Genomic DNA, 17,008 nt, shown 5'->3' with positions numbered 1-17,008 from the left:
TCAAGCGCGGGAGGGCGTCTCTTCGAGCTCGGCCGCCTGGGTGCCGATGGTCATGGCGTTGCCGCGCCAGTCGACGGCCCCGCCCAGCCAACCGCGCATCCAGATCGCGGGCAAAATCAGGTCGCGTGCGATCATCGCGGTGACGATGCGCGGCGACAGATACCAGCCCTTTGCCGAGGCGAGCATGCATTCCGGCAGGTAGGCGAGCGCCAGCACGCAAAGCGCTGTCATGGGCAGGCTGACGCCGGCGCTGGCCGCGGCGATCAATGCCAGCACGAGCGGAGCCGCCACGCCGGTCAGGATCTCGGGTGCGAAGAACAGCGGAAAGGTGACGCGGCGCAGGCGCGCCCAGCGGGCCTGGCGCGACCAGATCTCGCCCGGCATGCGCTGCCCGAGCGGCTGCTCGAAGGGCGAAGCGACGAGATTGACGCGCAGGCCGAGCCTGTTGACCAGTTTGGTCGACGCGGCATCCTCCGCGATCTCGGCGGCGAGCGCACGGATGCCGCCATTGGCGTCGAGCATCTGCTTGTTCCACAACATGCTCTTGCCCTGGGCAAAGCCGAGGCCAAGCGCCTCGCCGGCATATTGCCAGCGCGCCTGCAGCGTGTTGAGGAAAGCGCATTCGACTTCTGCCCAGAAGCCGTCGGGCCGCGAACCGATCGGCGTCGAGCAAACCAGGCCGGTGTCCCGCCGCCATGCCGCCATCAGGTGCTGGACGTAGTCTTTCGGCATCAGCACGTTGGAATCGGCGAGAATGACCCAGTCGTGGCGCGCTGCCTCCCAGCCCTTGACGCAGTTGTTCAGTTTCGGGTTGGCGCTGACGCGGTCGTCGCCGGTGAGCAGGCGGGCCGGCACGGCTGGAAAGCGGGCAATCGCGGCGCGGATCGGCTTGACCGCGGGGTCGTCGGCATGGGCGACACAGAAGATCAGTTCGTAGCGCGGCCAGTCGAGCGAGAAAGCGCGCTCAAGCGTCTCATGGGTAAACGGCTCGACGCCGCGCGCCGGGATGACGATCGAGACAGGCAGCGGCTTGCCGGCCGGCGGCGCGATGGCGGCGCGCCGTTTCAGGCGCGAGCAGGCGAGCAGGATGCTGGCGAGATTTGAGGCGATGAGAGCGATCGAAAGCGAGCCGGTTATGAGAGCGAGTTCCATCGATATCCGGTCACTCCAGAAAACCCGGCCCGCTTGGCGGCCGTTTTCGACAGTTCGACAGAGCGCCCGAGTCGCCCGGCATTGCTGGTGCACACCATCATTGTCATGTGTCACTCAAATGACATTGTTTGTCGGCACCTGCCCTTCAGGGACAGCAACTCGGACGCGCACGGTTGATCGAACCGCAAAGAGCGCCGAATGTTCCACACCGGATTTGTTTTGGAGCCGCTCATGTACCGCGCCGTCACGCGCAACATCGAAGTGCAGGTCAGGCCGTTCTATCTCGAGGACCGCTCGGATCCTTCGGAAAACCGCTATGTCTGGGGCTACCAGATAACGATCGACAACCAGTCCGACGAATTCGTGCAGCTGTTGTCGCGCTATTGGCACATAACCGACGGCGCCGGCCGGGTCGAGGAAGTGCGAGGTGCCGGCGTGGTCGGCGATCAGCCCGAACTCAATCCCGGCGACAGCTATCAATACACGTCGGGCTGTCCGCTCTCGACCCCGTCGGGGATCATGGTCGGTCACTACACCATGCGCAACGAGCGGGGCGAGACATTCGACATCGCCATCCCCGCCTTCTCACTCGACCTGCCGGGGACAAGGCGGACGGTGAATTAGACGAGGCGAAATCGGCGACAGCGTCGTTCTCCCCGTCACTATACGGCGAGAAATGTCCGGCAGGAATGAGGGGCAGCGCCGCCCCTCATCCGCCCTTCGGGCACCTTCTCCCCGTAGAACGGGGAGAAGGTGGAACCCTACTGCGTCGTAAATTCCGCCGGGTCGAAGTCATATTGCGTCGAGCAGAACTCGCAGGCGACGTGGATCCCACCGTCCTCGGTGCTGTCCTTGATCTCCTGCGCGGAGAAGCCCTCGAGGATGCCGCGGATCTTGTCGCGGGAGCATGAGCACTGATCGGCGACGGGAACGCCGCCGAAGACGCGCACGCCATGCTCGTGGAACAGACGATAGAGCAGCCGCTCTGCGCCGATGGTCGGATCGATCAGTTCGGTCGGCTCGATGGTGCCGAGCAGCGCCAGCAATTCCTGCCAGGAATTGTCTGTGGGATCGTGGATCTCCTCGCGCGGATCGCCATCCCCGCCGGGCAGGTCAGGAACGCGCATGCGCTCGGAGGCCTGCGGCAGGAATTGCGCCAGGATGCCGCCCGCCCGCCACTGCTCGCGCGCGCCGCCGGGGCCGGGCGTCAAAAGCTTGGCGACCGAAAGCCGGAGATCGGTCGGGATCTGCTCCGACTGGCGGAAATAGGTGCGCGCGGCCTCTTCCAGGGTCTCGCCGTCGAGTTGGACGATGCCCTGGTAGCGCTGCGTGTGAGCACCTTGGTCGATGGTCAGCGCCAGCACACCATTGCCGAGCAGCGTTTGCTGCGAGGTCTCGCCGGCCGCAATCAGCGCCTCCAGCCGGTCGGCATCGAAGCGCGCATAGGCGCGCAGCGCCGAGGGCGTGGAAAAATCCGCGACCAGCATGTCGACAGGGCCGTCGGTGCGGGTCTGCAGGATGAACTTGCCCTCGAACTTGAGCGAGGTGCCGAGCAGCACCGTCAGCACACAGGCTTCCGCCAGCAACCGGGCGACCGGCTCGGGATAATCATGGCGGCCAAGGATCGCATCGAGCATCGGCCCGAGCTGAACGGTGCGGCCGCGCACATCGAGCGGGCCGACCTCGAAGGGCACAACGTGATCATCGCCGGCGTAACCGAATTCGCCGAGTTTGGGGTGATGTTCAGCCACTTGATGGGTTTCCAGCATGACAAAGCTCCAGGGCGCGGCCATGCCGCCCTTTGGGGAGCATGCGTCTAAACGCGCTTGATTTGCGTGATGCCGCGCAGATAGGCATCGCGCCTCCGGAGATCAAGTTCCCCGGCACGTCAAGCGCCAAGACACTTCAAGTCCACTTCAGGCCCCAAGACACCAGGCAAGCACGGCCTTCTGGGCGTGGAGCCGGTTCTCGGCCTCGTCGAAGACCACCGAATGCGGACCGTCGATGACCTCGTCCGTCACTTCCTCGCCGCGATGCGCCGGCAGGCAATGCATGAACAGCGCGTCGGGCTTTGCCTTGGCCATCAGCTTGGCGTTGACCTGGTAGGGCGAAAACACGTTGTGGCCGCGGGCGCGGTGCTCCTGGCCCATCGACACCCAGCAGTCGGTGACGATGCAGTCGGCCTGGTCGACGGCTTCCTCTGGCGAGCGGGTAAAGGAGAGCTTGCCGCCATGCGCCTTTGACCAGTCGACATGCTTCTGCGCCGGCTCGCTGCCTTCGGGCACGGCGACGTTGAGGTTGAAGCGGAACCGCGCCGAGGCTTCCAGCAGCGAATGCAGCACGTTGTTGCCGTCGCCGGTCCAGGCGATGGTCTTGCCGGCGACCGGACCGCGATGCTCCTCGAAGGTCATGATGTCGGCCATCAGCTGGCAAGGATGGGTATCGTCGGTGAGCCCGTTGATCACCGGGATGGTCGCATTCTCGGTCAGCTCCAGCAGCCGCTCATGCGACGTGGTGCGGATCATGATGGCATCGACATAGCGCGACAGAACCTTGGCGGTGTCGGCGATGGTCTCGGAGCGGCCGAGCTGCATCTCGGTGCCGGTCAGCATGATGGTCTCGCCGCCAAGCTGACGCATGCCGACATCGAAGGAGACGCGCGTGCGCGTCGACGGCTTGTCGAAGATCATCGCCAGCACCTTGCCTTCGAGCGGTTTCGAGCGCTCGCCCGCCTTGAGGCGCGCCTTGCGCTCCACTGCGTCGGTCAGCATGGAGCGCAGGTCGCCTTCGGAAACGGCGGAGAGGTCGGTGAAATGACGAAGTGACATCAGGAGCTTTCGAATTTACTTCGCGGCTTCAGCGGCGATGGCCTCGGACAGGGCCTTGGCGCCGGCGCGAATGCGCTCCAGCGCTTCATGGATCTCGCTGTCCGTGACGGTGAGCGGCGGCAGCAGGCGAATGACGTTGTCGCCGGCCGGAACCGCGAGCAGATGCTGGTCGCGCAGCGCCATGTTCACCTTGCCGTTGGGCATGGCGCATTTGAGGCCCAGCATCAGCCCCGTGCCCCTGATGTCCTCGATGACCTCGGGGAATTCGTCGGCCACCCCTGCCAGCCCTTGCTTCAACAACAGCGCCTTGCGCTGCACATCCGCCAGGAAGCCCTCCTCCAGCACCACGTCGAGCACGGCATTGCCGACCGCCATGGCCAGCGGGTTGCCGCCGAACGTAGTGCCGTGGACGCCCGCGGTCATGCCGACAGCCGCCTCGTCGGTGGCAAGGCAGGCGCCCATCGGGAAGCCACCGCCAATGCCTTTGGCGATGGCCATAATGTCTGGAGCGACCCCCGACCATTCATGCGCGAACAGCTTGCCGGTGCGGCCGATGCCGCACTGGACCTCATCGTAGATCAACAGCAGGCCGTGCTGGTCGCAGAGCTGCCGCAGCCGCTTCAGCGATTGTGTCGGCACCGGGCGGATACCGCCCTCGCCCTGCACCGGTTCGATCAGGATCGCCGCGGTCTCCGGCGTGATCGCCTTTTCGGCGGCGTCGATATCGTCGAAGCCGACCTGGTCGAAACCCTCGACCTTCGGGCCGAAACCTTCGAGATATTTGTACTGGCCGCCGGCCGCGATGGTCGCCAGCGTGCGGCCATGGAAGGCGCCTTCGAAAGTGATGACGCGGAAGCGCTCGGGATGCCCCTTGACGAAATGGTAGCGCCGCGCCGTCTTTATCGCGCATTCCAGCGCCTCGGCGCCAGAATTGGTGAAGAACACCTTGTCTGCGAAGGTGGCGTCGGCCAGCCGCTCGCCGAGCCGGCTCTGCCCCGGGATCTCGTAGAGATTGGAGACGTGCCAGAGTTTGGCAGCCTGCTCGGTGAGCGCCGCGACCAGATGCGGATGGCCGTGGCCCAGCGAATTGACGGCTATGCCGCCGGCAAAGTCGAGATATCGCTCGCCCTTGTCGGTAACCAGCCAAGTGCCTTCCCCGTGATCGAAGGCCAGGGGTGCGCGAGCAAAGGTCTCGAAAAGCGCCGAACCGCTCATTATATGCGTCTCCGGAACCGGAAAATCAAAAAAGCCGCCAAAGCGGCGGCCTTTGCGGCTTATCGGGTTTTTCAGCCATGAAGTCAACGAAAACGTCGCGTAGTGGCGCGCGGCAAGCCTCCCGACGGGACGCCGGCTCATAAGTGAGCTGGCAAGTTGGGGAAAACCGAAAAAACCGATTCGTGTTGCACTTCGGACTCTTGTCACCGAGTCAGCGCATAAGGTAGTTGTAGTCGGGAAATAACTAGATTTCGTGCGGCGGACCTAATCACCAGATATATGTGGTGTCTGCCCCAGCAGTGGTGCTGGGCCGGGAATGGATTCCGATTGCCGTACGCTTAGCAGGAGCGCGGTCATGAATTGGACTGACGAGCGGGTCGAACTCTTGAGAAAACTGTGGTCGGAGGGTCTGAGCGCAAGCCAGATTGCTGCCCAGCTTGGAGGGGTCAGCCGCAATGCCGTCATCGGCAAGGTGCACCGGCTGAAATTGTCGGGCCGCGGGCGCGCCACGGCAGCGCCGGCACGCCAGAAGAAGACGGCGCAAGGGTCGGGCGCGCAGAAATCGGTGTCGCGCCCCGCGAGTGCGACCCGCCACGTCACGACATCGATCGGAGCAACGGCGCTGCAAGCGCAGTTCGATGCCGAGCCGGTGGCCCGCCACTATATCCGGCCGGTCGAGAATGTGGTGGTGCCGATCTCGCGGCATCTCCAGCTCACCGAACTCACCGAGCGCACCTGCAAATGGCCGAACGGCGATCCGCTGTCGGAGGACTTCAATTTCTGCGGCAACGAAGCCGCCGAAACCGGCCCCTATTGTAAATACCATGCCCGCGTGGCGTTCCAGCCGGCAGCGGAGCGGAGGCGGAACAGATAAGGGGACTAAGGCAGTAGGGCAGTCTGTTTTGAATTTGCGCTCCCGAGCGTGCTCTTAACCTACTGCCCTACTGCCCTACTGCCCTACTGCCCTACTGCCCTACTGCCCTACTGCCCTACTGCCCTACTCTCACAGCCATCCATTCTTGCGAAACCGTCAGTAGAGGAAGCTGCAGATCAGCGCGATCGCCAGCAGCACCATCGGGTAGCCGTATTCCATCTTCAGTTCCGGCATGTCGCTGAAATTCATGCCGTATATGCCCGCGAAGGCTGTCGGCACGGCCAGGATTGCCGCCCATGAGGCGAGCTTTTTGGAGATCGCCGTTTCCTGGCTCTGGCCCACCAGCAGGCTCGCCTCGAAGGCGAAGGCCAGCACTTCGCGCAAGCTGTCGATCTTTTCCTGGACAGTGCGGATATGGTCGGTCACGTCGCGAAACAGCGGGTGCATGGCTGAATGGATCTGCGGCAGGTCGGCGCTGGTCAGCCGGCGGCAGACCTCCACCAGCGGCAGTGCGGCATTGCGCAGCCGCAACAGATCGCGGCGCAGCATATAAAGGCGTTCGATATCGGGGCCGGTCATCGGCTTCAGCAGGACCCGGTCCTCGATCGCCTCGACCTCATCCTCGATCTGCTCGAGCACCGGCATGTAGTTGTCGACGATGAAATCGAGAATGGCATAGAGGACGAAATCCTCGCCCTTGGCCAGTGAATGCGGGCAGCTTTCCCAGTGCTGGCGCACCACAGCATAGGATGTCGAAGGGCCGTGCCTGACGCTGACGATGTAGCCGCTGCCCACGAACAGATGCGTCTCGCCGAAGGTGACGCGGCCCTCGATCAGCTGCGCGGTGCGGGCGACGATGAACAGCGCATCGCCATATTGCTCGATCTTCGGCCGCTGGTGCGGATGCTCGGCATCCTCGATTGCGAGCTCATGCAGATGAAATTGCGCCTGCACGCGCAGCAGAAGCTCGCGGTCGGGTTCAAGCAGCCCGATCCACACGACGTGTCCCGCTTTCCTGGCCCATGTGCCGGCTTCCTCGATCGGGATGTCGGCGATGCGGCGCCCGGCTGTGTAGACGCTGGAGGCGATGACGGCCGATGTCGGCGGCGCGGGCTTGAAGTCCCGGACATATTCCATCGCAGCCTCCCGAAGCACTGCCTTTGCTGGGAACCAGCAGGCTTGCCTCAGGGATAGTCTAGCGCAATACGACCAAGCGTTCGAGAGAAAGTGCGTTCACTTGATCGGCTGCGTTGCGGAAAGGCCGATCTTGTCCGTCTTGTCGCCCTTCGGCCGGTCGGCAGGCATCTGGTCGCCGGTGACGATATAGTAGATCGTCTCGGCAATGTTGGTGGCATGGTCACCGATGCGTTCGATGTTCTTGGCGCAGAACAGCAGATGCGTGCAGGGCGTGATGTTGCGCGGATCTTCCATCATGTAGGTCAGCAATTCGCGAAACAGCGACGTGTACATGGCGTCGATCTGGTCGTCGCGGTCACGTACGAAGCCGATCCTTTCGACCGAGCGCGAGGCGTAGACGTCGAGCACTTCCTTGAGTTGGGTCAACGCCAGGTCGGCCAGGGCTTCGAGGCCGCGGAACAGGCTGGTCGGCTGGCGCCCGTCGGCAACCGCCACCACACGCTTGGCGACATTCTTGCCGAGATCGCCGACCCGCTCGAGATCGGCCGAGATGCGGATCGCGCCGACGATCTCGCGCAAGTCCGTCGCCATCGGCTGGCGCCGGGCGATGATGATGATTGCCCTGTCGTCGATTTCGCGCTGGCCTTCGTCGAGGACGGCGTCGTCGCGGATCACCTTCTGGGCAAGGCCGGGATCGGCATTGACCAAGGCGGAGATCGCCTGTTCGACCATGCGTTCGGCATGTCCGCCCATGGCGGCGATGCGCTTCGACAGATCTTTCAGCTCCTCGTCATAGGCGCTGACTATGTGCACGGACTGCATGACCGGATGCCTTCCCACGGATGATCTGATTTTGAGTCGTTTCCTCGAATCCCCGCTGATACGCTAACCGGATGACAGAAAAAAGAAATGGCACCTTGGAAACTAGGGCGGCTCAGGCCGCCGGCAAATGAACCGAGAAGGCGGCGCCCTTGCCGACTTCGGACTTGATCGAGAGCCTGGCGTTGTGGCGCGTCAGGATATGCTTGACGATCGACAGGCCAAGGCCTGTGCCCTTCTGGGTTCGACTGCTCTCGACGTCGACGCGATAGAAGCGCTCCGTGATGCGCGGAATGTGCTCCTCGGGAATGCCGGGGCCAAAATCCCTGATCGTCACGTCGATGCCCGCTTCGCCCTCGGCGTCGCCGCGCTCGATCGACACCACCACGCGGCCGCCCGACTGCCCATATTTGCAGGCGTTTTCCAGAAGGTTCTCGAAGACCTGGAACAGTTCGTCGCGGTCGCCCGGCACGTCGAGAGGGCCGTCGGCGAAATCCCGCTCGATGACGACGCCGTTTTCCCGCGCCAGCGGGGCCAGCGAATCGATGACGCTGTCGACGGTCTGGCGCAGGTCGACCTCGGTCCCCGGCCGCAGATAGGGCTTCATCTCCAGCCGCGACAGCGACAAAAGGTCATCGATCAGGCGTGCCATGCGGCCGGTCTGGTTCTGCATGATCTGCAGGAACTGCTCGCGCGCCGCCGGGTCATTGCGGGCCGGTCCGCGCAGCGTTTCGATGAAACCCGATATCGAGGCGAGCGGCGTGCGCAATTCGTGGCTGGCATTGGCGATGAAATCTGCGCGCATGCGGTCGATGCGGCGCGCTTCGCTCTGGTCCTTGAACACCATCACGTAGAGATCAGTGCCGTGACCGACGGAGGAGGCACTGACCCGGTAAGTCCGCTCGACCGGCAGCCTCTCGGTGTAATCGATGACATCCGACGCGACCTCGCCCGACAGCACGCCGTCCAGAAGAGCCTGCATTTCCGGCGCCCGGAATTTCAGCGACAACGATACGCCAGGCGCGATGCCGCCGAAGGCGGCGAAGGCGGCGGCGTTGGCATGAACGATCGCCGCGGCATGGTCGAAGATGATCAAGGGGTCGGCGACGGCCGCCGCCAGATATTCGCCGGACAGGCGTTGCAGACCGATGGCCTCGATCGCCGCGCCGCTTTCGCCGTGCTGGCGCGTGGCTCCAGCCGGTATCATCGCCGCCACCAGCAGCAAAGCCAGCGCCGGCAGCAGCACATAGGCGGAAATGCCCGCAAAGGCATAAACCGCCATGACCGCGACAAGACCGGCGACCAGCAACCATCGGCTGTTCCACAGCCGCGCGGCAAGCGCTTGCGCCATACCCTTCTCGTCTGCGCCCTGGTCCGCCATTCGCGCCTGCGCCCCGCTCCCGGTCCGGCAATTTCGCTGGACCGGCCTGGCGCATGACGCCGAAAAATCAGAATCGATTTTCGGAAAGGATCATGCGCAAAATCCAAAAGTGCAGCGCCCTTTGCGTCTGAAGCGGCGCGCGGCACTGCAATGGCTCAATAGCACGAGTCCGTAAGCTGGAAAGGTTCGCCTCGATGAAAAAAGCCAAGGAAAACACCGCCGCGCCGACCCAGGGGCCGCTGAAGCTCAGGATCAACGGCAAGGAGCGGGAGTTCGACATCGAGAATCCGGCACTGCCGGACTGGGTCGAGGAGCGCAAGCTGACCGCGGGCGGCTATCCCTACGACAAGAAGATGAAGAGCGACGAGTATGACGAGACGCTCGAGGCCTTGCAGATCGAGCTGGTCAAGGCGCAGGCGTGGCTGCAGTCGACAGGCAAGCGGATGATGGCGCTGTTCGAGGGCCGCGACGCGGCCGGCAAGGGCGGCACGATTTTCGTCCTGCGCCAGTACCTCAATCCGCGCACGGCACGCAACGTGGCGCTGACCAAGCCGACGCCGACCGAGCTGGGGCAATGGTACTACCAGCGTTATGCGGACCACTTCCCGACCGCGGGCGAATTCGTCACGTTCGACCGTTCCTGGTACAACCGCGCCGGCGTCGAACCGGTGATGGGCTTCTGCACGCCAGAACAGCACGAGAAGTTTCTCGACGAGACACCGCACTTCGAAAGGATGATCGTCAATGACGGCATCCACTTCTTCAAATTCTGGCTGAACATCGGCCGGGAAACGCAGCTCGAGCGATTTCACGATCGCCGCCACAGTCCGCTGAAGAGCTGGAAGTTTTCGCCGATCGACATTGCCGGCATTACCAAGTGGGACGATTACACCAGGGCGCGCGATACCATGTTCGAGCGCACCCACAAGGAATTCGCTCCGTGGATCATCGTGCGTGCCAACGACAAGCGCCGCGCGCGGCTGGCGGTGATGCGGCGCATCCTCCTGTCGCTGCCTTATGACGGCCGCGACCTCGACATCATCGGCAAGGAAGACAAGAAAATCATCGGCGAAGGGCCGTCATTCCTGGCAAAACAGGACTGACGGTGCCTGCGCCACGCGGCACTGGACCGCGTGGCGCAACGCCTTCGGCGCGACGCTCAGGCCGCCAACCGGGCAATCCGCTGCAGCCGCCGCAGCGTGGTGTCGTCCTGCAGCGCCTGCTGGAACAGCGAGATCTCCTGATCGATGCGTTCGCAAAGTTCCGCGGGGTTCCCCTTGAGCAGGCCCCGCGTCTGCAGCAACGCGGCGACCGGCTTCCTGGCGAGCTGCCTTGCCCGGCCGAGGGTTGCCTCCTCGACGCTGCCTTCGGAGACAATCTCGGCGACCAGCCCGAGCGCCCTGGCGTCGTCGGCGCGCAGCGTGTCGCCGAGGCAGAAAAAGCGGAAGGCGCCGGCGTAGCCGAGCTTCTGCGGCGCCAGGATGCTGGTCGCGGCATCCGGCACCAGGCCGAAATCGACGAACGGCACCCGGAACGTGCTTTCGGCGGACGCGATCACCATGTCGCAATGGAACAGGATGGTGCAGCCGACGCCGACCGCATCGCCGTCGACACAGGCCAGTATGGGTTTGGGGAACGTCGCCAGCGTGCGGAACATGTCGGTGACGGCGGCGATCAGCTTCTGGTGCTTGGTAGCGTCGAGGAATTCGGAAAAATCGCCGCCGAGGCAGAAGCAGCCCGCCAGGCCGCGCAGCACGACGACACGAACGTCGTCATTGTCGGCGGCTTCGTGGAACGTCCTTGCCAGGCTTTCATAGGCCCTTCTGTCGAGCACCGGCCGGCCGTCGGTCGACGATACGGTGACGATCAGCGTGTGGTTGCGCAGTTCGGGTTGCGGGTGCGCGTTCATGGCCGTTTCCGATCTCATGACGCCCGCCTTTGCCCGAACATATCGGGATATCCCCTGGCCAGAACGGGAGCGTGGTGATTGCGGCGCGAACGCACCACATCCAGCGTGTGCTCATTGAAGGTGAGCAGCGTCGCGACGACCTGCTGGTTGCCATAGGTGCGCTGATAGCCCAGCGGCGTGGCCAGGAAATGCAGCTGCAGCGCGCGCAGCACCCACATCGGCTCGAACTCGATGATCACCTTGTCGACGCCGCGCTTCAGCCCCCACTCGACGAAGCCGGCAATGAGCTCGGTACCGACGGTCGAAACGCCTCGGCGGCCGTCGCGAAAGCCGGGTGCCACTGCATAGCGGGTCAGTTCCCAGATGTTCGGACCCGACGGCGGCGTTCCCACGGAAAGATCGGCCAGCACCTCGGTCAAGAGATGTGGCCGCGTGGTCGGCAACATCCTCTGATAGCCCGCGACCTCGTTGCCTCTGATGACGATCTGATGCACCGCTTCGTCATGATCGAACTGGTCGATCTCGAAGCCATCGGGGCGCCGCAGGTCCTCCCACCCCATTTCCTCGACGAAAATCCTGTAGCGCAGCCGATGCACGGCCTCCCACAGATCGGGATGTTCCATCAGTTCTTTTGTTGTAAGGGAAAAAATCATTTTGCCGTCTCCTGTTCAAGAGGAAGATACGGCCGTGCCCTCGCAAGAAAATTACGCGATCACGTAGGCAGGAATTTCTAGGCCGACCCGGCCGACCTAACTAATATAGCCGCGCCTTATCGCTTCAGCGACTGCCTGTACGCGGTTGACGGCGCCGAGTTTGCTTTTGGCGTTAAGGAGGTGTTTCTCCGACGTGTGTTCCGAGATGCCGAGGATTTGCGAAATCTCCCATTCGGACTTGCCGACGGCGGCCCATTGCAGGCATTCGCGTTCGCGCGGTGTCAGCTCTACGCTATCGATGGTCTTGCTGGCCTTCGTGTGAAGCTGCATGGCGCGGCCCACCGCATAGGTCGACACCAGCGACACCAGGCCGAACTCGGCGGCGGACAGTTCCACGGCCTCGCCACCCAGTGACACCATGACGATCTGGCCGTCGAGCGTGATCAGCGGGAAGGCCAGCCCGTCGCGCAGCTTGAACACGACGGCGTCGCCCATCACTTCGCCGCTGCTTCTGTCGATGCTAACGCCCTGGGCCGCTTCCCGCCACTGGAACGGCGCCTGCAACTGTTTCATGTGGCTGACGATCGGGTCGTGATCGACATAGTTGCGCGCCACGTAGCGCTCCAACCATTCGACAGGCCAGTCGCAAAGCAGCACATGCTGCTTTTGCTGGCCGGTCGGCGTGCCCGGTTGCGGTACGGTGCCCGCCATCAGAGCGGTCAGGCCAAAATCCGACGTTATGCCCAACAGCCTCTCGCAAACCGCAGCCGCCGTTCCGGCTTGCTGCAGGTGATCTATGTATTCCAGCGTGCGATCGAACTGACCCATCGCAACATCAAACCCCATGTTGCCTCGTTGAAATCGATGATCCGTGCCTTGTTGGCACTTCGCCACCGACCAGGGATTGCAAAGCGTTGCCTTGTGGTTGTGGTTCTCGACCCTGGTCCCCACCCGGGCAGCCACCGCTGTTTGCAAACCTGCTAAAGCATATCCTGAAATCGACGCGTTGAAATCAAAAAGCATTGTGCCTGTACTATTTTCGTACCAGAACCGATGCGAACACAGGTGCGGTGGAAGTTTATCATGGCGTTCCAGCGGAGGTCTCTCGTCCTTGCGTCGATGCTGATCGCGTCGCTGGCGTTGGGTGAGCGCGCGCGCGCGGCCGAGCCGCAGGTGCCGGTGCTGTGGGATGCCAAGGAGCGGCTACCGAAACCGGATCTCTCCGCACTGCCGCGGCTGCGGTTCCTGACCACCACCGATTTCCCGCCCTTCAACTTCCTGGACGCCGCGGGAAAGCTGTCCGGTTTCCACATCGACCTGGCGCGCGCCATCTGCGCCGAGCTCGGCATCGTCGACAAATGTCAGATCCAGGCATTGCCCTGGGCCGAGCTCGAAGGAGCGCTTGAGAAAGGCGAAGGCGAAGCGATCATTGCCGGCATCGCCGCGACGCCGCAGTCACGCCAGACATACGCCTTCTCGCGGTCCTACCTGCAATTTCCGGCGCGCTTCATCATGCCGAAGGGCGAGGCGCTGACCGAGCCGCTGTTCGCCAAGCTGCGCGGCAAGCGTGTCGGCGTGATATCAGGCTCGGCGCATGAGCGCATGCTGCGCGATTATTTCAACACCGTTCAGGTCGTCACCTTCGACAGGCCGGAAGACCTCTACGCCAACCTCAAGGCCGGCAAGATCGATGCCGCCTTCGGCGACGGCATGCGTTTCGCCTTCTGGCTGGGCGGTTCGGATGCGGCCGGCTGCTGCCGCTTTGCCGGCGGACCTTATCTGGCGCCGGAATATCTGGGTTCGGGCATGGCCGTCGCCGCCCGATCCGATGACCCGGCGCTGGCCGCCGCTCTCGACTACGCGCTGCAGGAGATTTCGCTGAAAGGCACGTTCGCCGAGTTCTACCTGCGCTATTTTCCGGTCAGTTTCTTCTGATCCGGTCCCGGTCAGCTTTTTCTGATCCGGTCCCGATCAGTTTCTTCCGGTCGGTTGAGTGTCGCCGCTCAGGTCAGCGTGCGCAGGCGCGCCTTGGCCGCACGGGCGATCGCCGCGACGGTCAGCGTGTCGAGATCGAGCTTGAGGCGAATGAGTTGGAGCACCCGCACCTCCTCCATCCGCATTTCGAGATCGACGGCCGCGACCTCGAAAGCGGCTGCATAGGCGGTGTCGCGCAGGCGCTCCGGCAGGGCCTCGGCCACGCTTGCCAGGACACCCTCCAGCCCGCCCTTTTCATGCAGCTTCTTCTGGCAGGCCTGGGCGACGCCAACCAGGCGGTCGTGGTCGAAATCCTCGAATACCGGCCATGAGCGGACGACCTCGCCGATCCGCGCCAGCTCGACATCCGTCATGTCGCGGTCGGAGGCGGAGGTGATGACCATCAGGTAGATCAGCGCTTCATGCGGGGTCGGCATTCAACAACTCCTCGATACGGGCTGCGAAGGTAGGAACGCGTTCCCTGCGCTGCAAGGAAAAAGCGCCGCGCTCGTTGACGCTCCGGTCAGGCGCGCATAGAGACCGGTTGAAAATCCTCACTTGCGGCTTTGCCGGCGTCTAATTTGGAAAACAGTGACATGGCGGGATCAAACATCATCGATCTCAATCCCGAAGTGCTGACGGCGGCGGCCGAAAGCAAGGCGTGGCCGTTCGAGGAAGCTCGCAAGATCATCGAGCGCTACAAGGGCCGCGAACTCCCGCAAACGGTGCTGTTCGAAACCGGATATGGCCCGTCCGGCCTGCCGCATATCGGCACGTTCGGCGAGGTGGCGCGCACGTCGATGGTGCGGCATGCCTTCCGCGTCATCACGCAGGACAAGGTCGCCACCAAGCTGCTGTGCTTTTCCGACGACATGGACGGCATGCGCAAGATACCCGACAGCGTGCCGGATCGCGCGGCGCTGGAGCCGCACCTGCACAAGCCGCTGTCTTCGGTGCCCAACCCTTTCGGCGGCGATTATGCGAGTTTCGCCGACCACAACAACGCGATGCTCTGCCGCTTCCTCGACACGTTCGGCTTCGACTACGAGTTCGCCAGCGCGACGCAGTACTACAAGACCGGCCGCTTCGACGCGATGCTGTTGCGCGCGGCCGAACGCTACGACCAGATCATGGCGGTGATGCTGCCGACGCTGGGAGAGGAGCGGCAGGCGACCTACAGCCCGTTCCTGCCGATCTCGCCGAAGAGCGGCCGCGTGCTCTACGTTCCCATGAAGCATGTCGATGCCAGGGCGGGCACCATCACCTTCGACGATGACGGTACCGAGACCACGCTGCCGGTTACCGGCGGCAAGGTGAAGCTGCAGTGGAAGCCCGATTTCGGCATGCGCTGGGCGGCCCTTGGCGTCGATTTCGAGATGTTCGGCAAGGACCATCAGACCAATGCGGTGGTCTATGACCGCATCTGCAACATCCTCGGCGGGCACGCGCCGGAACATTTCGTCTACGAGCTGTTCCTGGACGAGAACGGCCAGAAGATCTCCAAATCCAAGGGCAATGGGCTGACCATCGACGAATGGCTGACCTACGCGCCGACGGAGAGCCTGGGACTCTATATGTACCAGCGGCCGCGACAGGCCAAGAAGCTCTATTTCGACGTCATCCCCCGGGCCGTGGACGAATATTACACCTTCCTTGCAGCCTATCGGAGGCAGGACTGGAAGGAACGGCTGGGCAACCCGGTCTGGCACATGCACGACGGCAATCCGCCCGCCATCGACATGCCCGTGCCGTTCTCGCTGCTGCTCAACCTGGTCAGCGCCTCCAATGCGCAGAATAAGGACGTGCTGTGGGGCTTCATCTCGCGCCATGTGCGGGGCGTGACGCCGGCGACCCACCCTGAGCTCGACAGGCTGACGGGTTATGCGATCCGCTATTTCGACGATTTCGTGAAGCCGACGAAGACCTTCCGCGCGCCCGACGACGTCGAGCGGGAGGCGCTGGAAGCGTTGGATCAGGCGCTCGGCGCCCTGCCGGCGGGCTCGGACGGCGAGGCGATCCAGAACGCCGCGCTCAACGTCGCCCGCAAGGTGGAACGCTATCAGGATCATTCCAAGAAGAGCCCCGAAGGTGGTCCGGGCGTTTCGGGCGCCTTCTTCCAGATGATCTACCAGGTGCTGATCGGGCAGGAGCGCGGACCGCGCTTCGGCTCGTTCGCGGCACTCTACGGCATCGCCGAGACGCGCGGGCTCATTCAGAAGGCGTTGGCTGGTCAGCTGGCTTGAGAATGCCGCCGACCTCTTCCAAGATCGAGCCCGGCGCTTGCGGCGCCGGGGCGCGCGCGGCCGGCATCGAAGGCACGCCTGAAAGGCTTGGCGCCGATCCGAAAATGCCTTTCCTTTCGCTGCGCGCTTTTTCCCCGACTTCGACGTAAGGGCCGCCTTTGGCGGCGCGCGCCCAGCCGTTCTCGACCAGCCATCGGCCGACATCCTGCTTGCCGATCCGGCAGTCGGCGGCGATCAGGTCGCGGCCGACTGCCGGCGGCACGGCGCAGACCACCGCCCGGCCGCGCAGGAAGGCGCGGAACGCCGTGCGCGCGCGGACGCCGCAGGGCCAGGATTTACCGTCCGAGGTGCAGGTCTCGTCCTGCCCGACAATGTCGACGCCGGAAACCGCGACAGAATAGCCCTTCGCCTCGATCAGTCCGGCGGCGGGCGCGACCGGCTGGAACAGCTTCGTCCCTTTCCAGTCGTCCGGCATTTTCGGCTTGGGCGGCATGGCCAGCGCCAGCTTGCTCAACGGCGCGCGCGGCTCCACCCGCTCCAGCTCCTTGCTGGGAAGCTCCGGCGGCGCCACGACTTGGGGATCGATCGCACGCGAGTGCGGGCTAGCGGCGGGGGGCGGCGGAGCGGCAATGGCCGATGTGGCCGGCTCCTCCGGCACGCCGTCGGTGCCTGGCTGAGAGACCGTATCGGCGCTCGGATCGATCTGTTCCACCGCGACGGCAGCTTCGCCGCTCTTCAGCGCGCGGCCGCCGGCGACTACCAGCGCGGCCATTCCAGGGACCATCAGAACCGCAAGGACAAGATGAGGAAGCCGCACCAGCCC

Annotated in this window: 17 protein-coding genes; 5 read left to right on the top strand and 12 right to left on the bottom strand. The window is 63.8% G+C overall.

Annotation, left to right across the window (positions count from 1 at the left end):
• Entirely contained in the window at positions 1-1,152 is a 1,152-nt protein-coding gene (locus LB545_RS24775; protein WP_140560867.1) for a ceramide glucosyltransferase, read from the bottom strand.
• A 231-nt stretch (positions 1,153-1,383) separates the two neighbouring features.
• Here LB545_RS24775 and apaG point away from each other — a divergent pair, with 231 nt between their 5' ends.
• Positions 1,384-1,776, top strand: a complete 393-nt coding sequence (gene apaG / locus LB545_RS24770; RefSeq protein WP_140496634.1) for a Co2+/Mg2+ efflux protein ApaG — start codon at positions 1,384-1,386, stop codon at positions 1,774-1,776.
• Between the two features lie 137 nt (positions 1,777-1,913).
• Here the strand turns inward: apaG and LB545_RS24765 are convergent, their stop codons facing one another.
• The 3 genes from LB545_RS24765 to LB545_RS24755 all read right to left on the bottom strand — a co-directional run bounded on the left by LB545_RS24765 (position 1,914) and on the right by LB545_RS24755 (position 5,195).
• Complete coding sequence (locus LB545_RS24765) at positions 1,914-2,945, bottom strand: Hsp33 family molecular chaperone (protein WP_140513251.1); 1,032 nt, start codon at positions 2,943-2,945, stop codon at positions 1,914-1,916.
• A 123-nt stretch (positions 2,946-3,068) separates the two neighbouring features.
• Positions 3,069-3,980: an ornithine carbamoyltransferase gene (gene argF / locus LB545_RS24760; protein WP_140496638.1), complete on the bottom strand. Its 912-nt coding sequence runs from the start codon at positions 3,978-3,980 to the stop codon at positions 3,069-3,071.
• Positions 3,981-3,995: 15 nt separating this feature from the next.
• Positions 3,996-5,195 carry an aspartate aminotransferase family protein gene (locus LB545_RS24755; RefSeq protein ID WP_140523959.1) on the bottom strand — a complete coding sequence of 400 codons (1,200 nt, stop codon included), beginning with the start codon at positions 5,193-5,195 and terminating at the stop codon, positions 3,996-3,998.
• A gap of 355 nt (positions 5,196-5,550) precedes the next feature.
• On the opposite strand from LB545_RS24755, the gene LB545_RS24750 reads away from it, so the two are divergent.
• Positions 5,551-6,069 (top strand): GcrA family cell cycle regulator, encoded by a 519-nt coding sequence (locus LB545_RS24750; protein WP_140496642.1) that lies wholly within the window; start codon positions 5,551-5,553, stop codon positions 6,067-6,069.
• 156 nt (positions 6,070-6,225) lie between these two features.
• Here LB545_RS24750 and LB545_RS24745 read toward each other — a convergent pair whose 3' ends face one another.
• The 3 genes from LB545_RS24745 to LB545_RS24735 form a co-directional block, all read right to left on the bottom strand.
• Complete coding sequence (locus LB545_RS24745) at positions 6,226-7,206, bottom strand: magnesium and cobalt transport protein CorA (protein ID WP_224705993.1); 981 nt, start codon at positions 7,204-7,206, stop codon at positions 6,226-6,228.
• A 96-nt stretch (positions 7,207-7,302) separates the two neighbouring features.
• Positions 7,303-8,028 carry a phosphate signaling complex protein PhoU gene (phoU, locus tag LB545_RS24740; RefSeq protein WP_140496645.1) on the bottom strand — a complete coding sequence of 242 codons (726 nt, stop codon included), beginning with the start codon at positions 8,026-8,028 and terminating at the stop codon, positions 7,303-7,305.
• A gap of 112 nt (positions 8,029-8,140) precedes the next feature.
• Positions 8,141-9,406, bottom strand: a complete 1,266-nt coding sequence (locus tag LB545_RS24735) for an ATP-binding protein (protein WP_224705992.1) — start codon at positions 9,404-9,406, stop codon at positions 8,141-8,143.
• Positions 9,407-9,600: 194 nt separating this feature from the next.
• Between LB545_RS24735 and ppk2 the strand changes: the two genes are divergently transcribed.
• The gene (gene ppk2 / locus LB545_RS24730) at positions 9,601-10,509 is read left to right on the top strand and encodes a polyphosphate kinase 2 (RefSeq protein WP_140580395.1); all 909 of its coding nucleotides are present in this window, start codon (positions 9,601-9,603) and stop codon (positions 10,507-10,509) included.
• A gap of 56 nt (positions 10,510-10,565) precedes the next feature.
• On the opposite strand, the gene LB545_RS24725 is transcribed toward ppk2, so the two are convergent.
• The 3 genes from LB545_RS24725 to LB545_RS24715 form a co-directional block, all read right to left on the bottom strand.
• Positions 10,566-11,315, bottom strand: coding sequence for an enoyl-CoA hydratase-related protein (locus LB545_RS24725; RefSeq protein WP_140496652.1), 750 nt, complete (start codon positions 11,313-11,315; stop codon positions 10,566-10,568).
• A 14-nt stretch (positions 11,316-11,329) separates the two neighbouring features.
• Entirely contained in the window at positions 11,330-11,968 is a 639-nt protein-coding gene (locus LB545_RS24720; RefSeq protein WP_140496654.1) for an acyl-homoserine-lactone synthase, read from the bottom strand.
• 96 nt (positions 11,969-12,064) lie between these two features.
• On the bottom strand, positions 12,065-12,991 hold the full coding sequence (locus tag LB545_RS24715) for a helix-turn-helix transcriptional regulator (protein ID WP_224618212.1): 927 nt from the start codon (positions 12,989-12,991) through the stop codon (positions 12,065-12,067).
• A gap of 60 nt (positions 12,992-13,051) precedes the next feature.
• On the opposite strand from LB545_RS24715, the gene LB545_RS24710 reads away from it, so the two are divergent.
• Positions 13,052-13,903 carry a transporter substrate-binding domain-containing protein gene (locus LB545_RS24710; RefSeq protein ID WP_140496656.1) on the top strand — a complete coding sequence of 284 codons (852 nt, stop codon included), beginning with the start codon at positions 13,052-13,054 and terminating at the stop codon, positions 13,901-13,903.
• Between the two features lie 68 nt (positions 13,904-13,971).
• Here LB545_RS24710 and LB545_RS24705 read toward each other — a convergent pair whose 3' ends face one another.
• A complete protein-coding gene (locus LB545_RS24705; RefSeq protein WP_140496659.1) occupies positions 13,972-14,379 on the bottom strand; it encodes a tellurite resistance TerB family protein in 408 nt (135 codons plus the stop codon).
• A gap of 159 nt (positions 14,380-14,538) precedes the next feature.
• Between LB545_RS24705 and LB545_RS24700 the strand changes: the two genes are divergently transcribed.
• Positions 14,539-16,185: a lysine--tRNA ligase gene (locus tag LB545_RS24700; RefSeq protein ID WP_140523947.1), complete on the top strand. Its 1,647-nt coding sequence runs from the start codon at positions 14,539-14,541 to the stop codon at positions 16,183-16,185.
• Here the strand turns inward: LB545_RS24700 and LB545_RS24695 are convergent.
• Positions 16,151-17,002, bottom strand: a complete 852-nt coding sequence (locus tag LB545_RS24695; protein WP_411971093.1) for a thermonuclease family protein — start codon at positions 17,000-17,002, stop codon at positions 16,151-16,153. The two genes, LB545_RS24700 and LB545_RS24695, sit on opposite strands and share 35 nt — an antisense overlap.
• Positions 17,003-17,008: the final 6 nt, after the last annotated feature.

The sequence above is a fragment of the Mesorhizobium sp. BR1-1-6 genome, from assembly GCF_020165355.1.
GTDB lineage: Bacteria > Pseudomonadota > Alphaproteobacteria > Rhizobiales > Rhizobiaceae > Mesorhizobium.
The sequence above is the reverse complement of the archived record's forward strand: the minus strand, read 5'-3'. Positions and strand labels throughout refer to the sequence as shown.

What these genes read in the sequence shown, in the direction of transcription:
- LB545_RS24775 (WP_140560867.1), bottom strand. Translation starts at nt 1,152, where the DNA reads ATGGAACTCGCTCTCATAACCGGCTCGCTTTCGATCGCTCTCATCGCC.
- apaG (WP_140496634.1), top strand. Translation starts at nt 1,384, where the DNA reads ATGTACCGCGCCGTCACGCGCAACATCGAAGTGCAGGTCAGGCCGTTC.
- LB545_RS24765 (WP_140513251.1), bottom strand. Translation starts at nt 2,945, where the DNA reads ATGGCCGCGCCCTGGAGCTTTGTCATGCTGGAAACCCATCAAGTGGCT.
- argF (WP_140496638.1), bottom strand. Translation starts at nt 3,980, where the DNA reads ATGTCACTTCGTCATTTCACCGACCTCTCCGCCGTTTCCGAAGGCGAC.
- LB545_RS24755 (WP_140523959.1), bottom strand. Translation starts at nt 5,195, where the DNA reads ATGAGCGGTTCGGCGCTTTTCGAGACCTTTGCTCGCGCACCCCTGGCC.
- LB545_RS24750 (WP_140496642.1), top strand. Translation starts at nt 5,551, where the DNA reads ATGAATTGGACTGACGAGCGGGTCGAACTCTTGAGAAAACTGTGGTCG.
- LB545_RS24745 (WP_224705993.1), bottom strand. Translation starts at nt 7,206, where the DNA reads ATGGAATATGTCCGGGACTTCAAGCCCGCGCCGCCGACATCGGCCGTC.
- phoU (WP_140496645.1), bottom strand. Translation starts at nt 8,028, where the DNA reads ATGCAGTCCGTGCACATAGTCAGCGCCTATGACGAGGAGCTGAAAGAT.
- LB545_RS24735 (WP_224705992.1), bottom strand. Translation starts at nt 9,406, where the DNA reads ATGGCGGACCAGGGCGCAGACGAGAAGGGTATGGCGCAAGCGCTTGCC.
- ppk2 (WP_140580395.1), top strand. Translation starts at nt 9,601, where the DNA reads ATGAAAAAAGCCAAGGAAAACACCGCCGCGCCGACCCAGGGGCCGCTG.
- LB545_RS24725 (WP_140496652.1), bottom strand. Translation starts at nt 11,315, where the DNA reads ATGAACGCGCACCCGCAACCCGAACTGCGCAACCACACGCTGATCGTC.
- LB545_RS24720 (WP_140496654.1), bottom strand. Translation starts at nt 11,968, where the DNA reads ATGATTTTTTCCCTTACAACAAAAGAACTGATGGAACATCCCGATCTG.
- LB545_RS24715 (WP_224618212.1), bottom strand. Translation starts at nt 12,991, where the DNA reads ATGCTTTTTGATTTCAACGCGTCGATTTCAGGATATGCTTTAGCAGGT.
- LB545_RS24710 (WP_140496656.1), top strand. Translation starts at nt 13,052, where the DNA reads ATGGCGTTCCAGCGGAGGTCTCTCGTCCTTGCGTCGATGCTGATCGCG.
- LB545_RS24705 (WP_140496659.1), bottom strand. Translation starts at nt 14,379, where the DNA reads ATGCCGACCCCGCATGAAGCGCTGATCTACCTGATGGTCATCACCTCC.
- LB545_RS24700 (WP_140523947.1), top strand. Translation starts at nt 14,539, where the DNA reads ATGGCGGGATCAAACATCATCGATCTCAATCCCGAAGTGCTGACGGCG.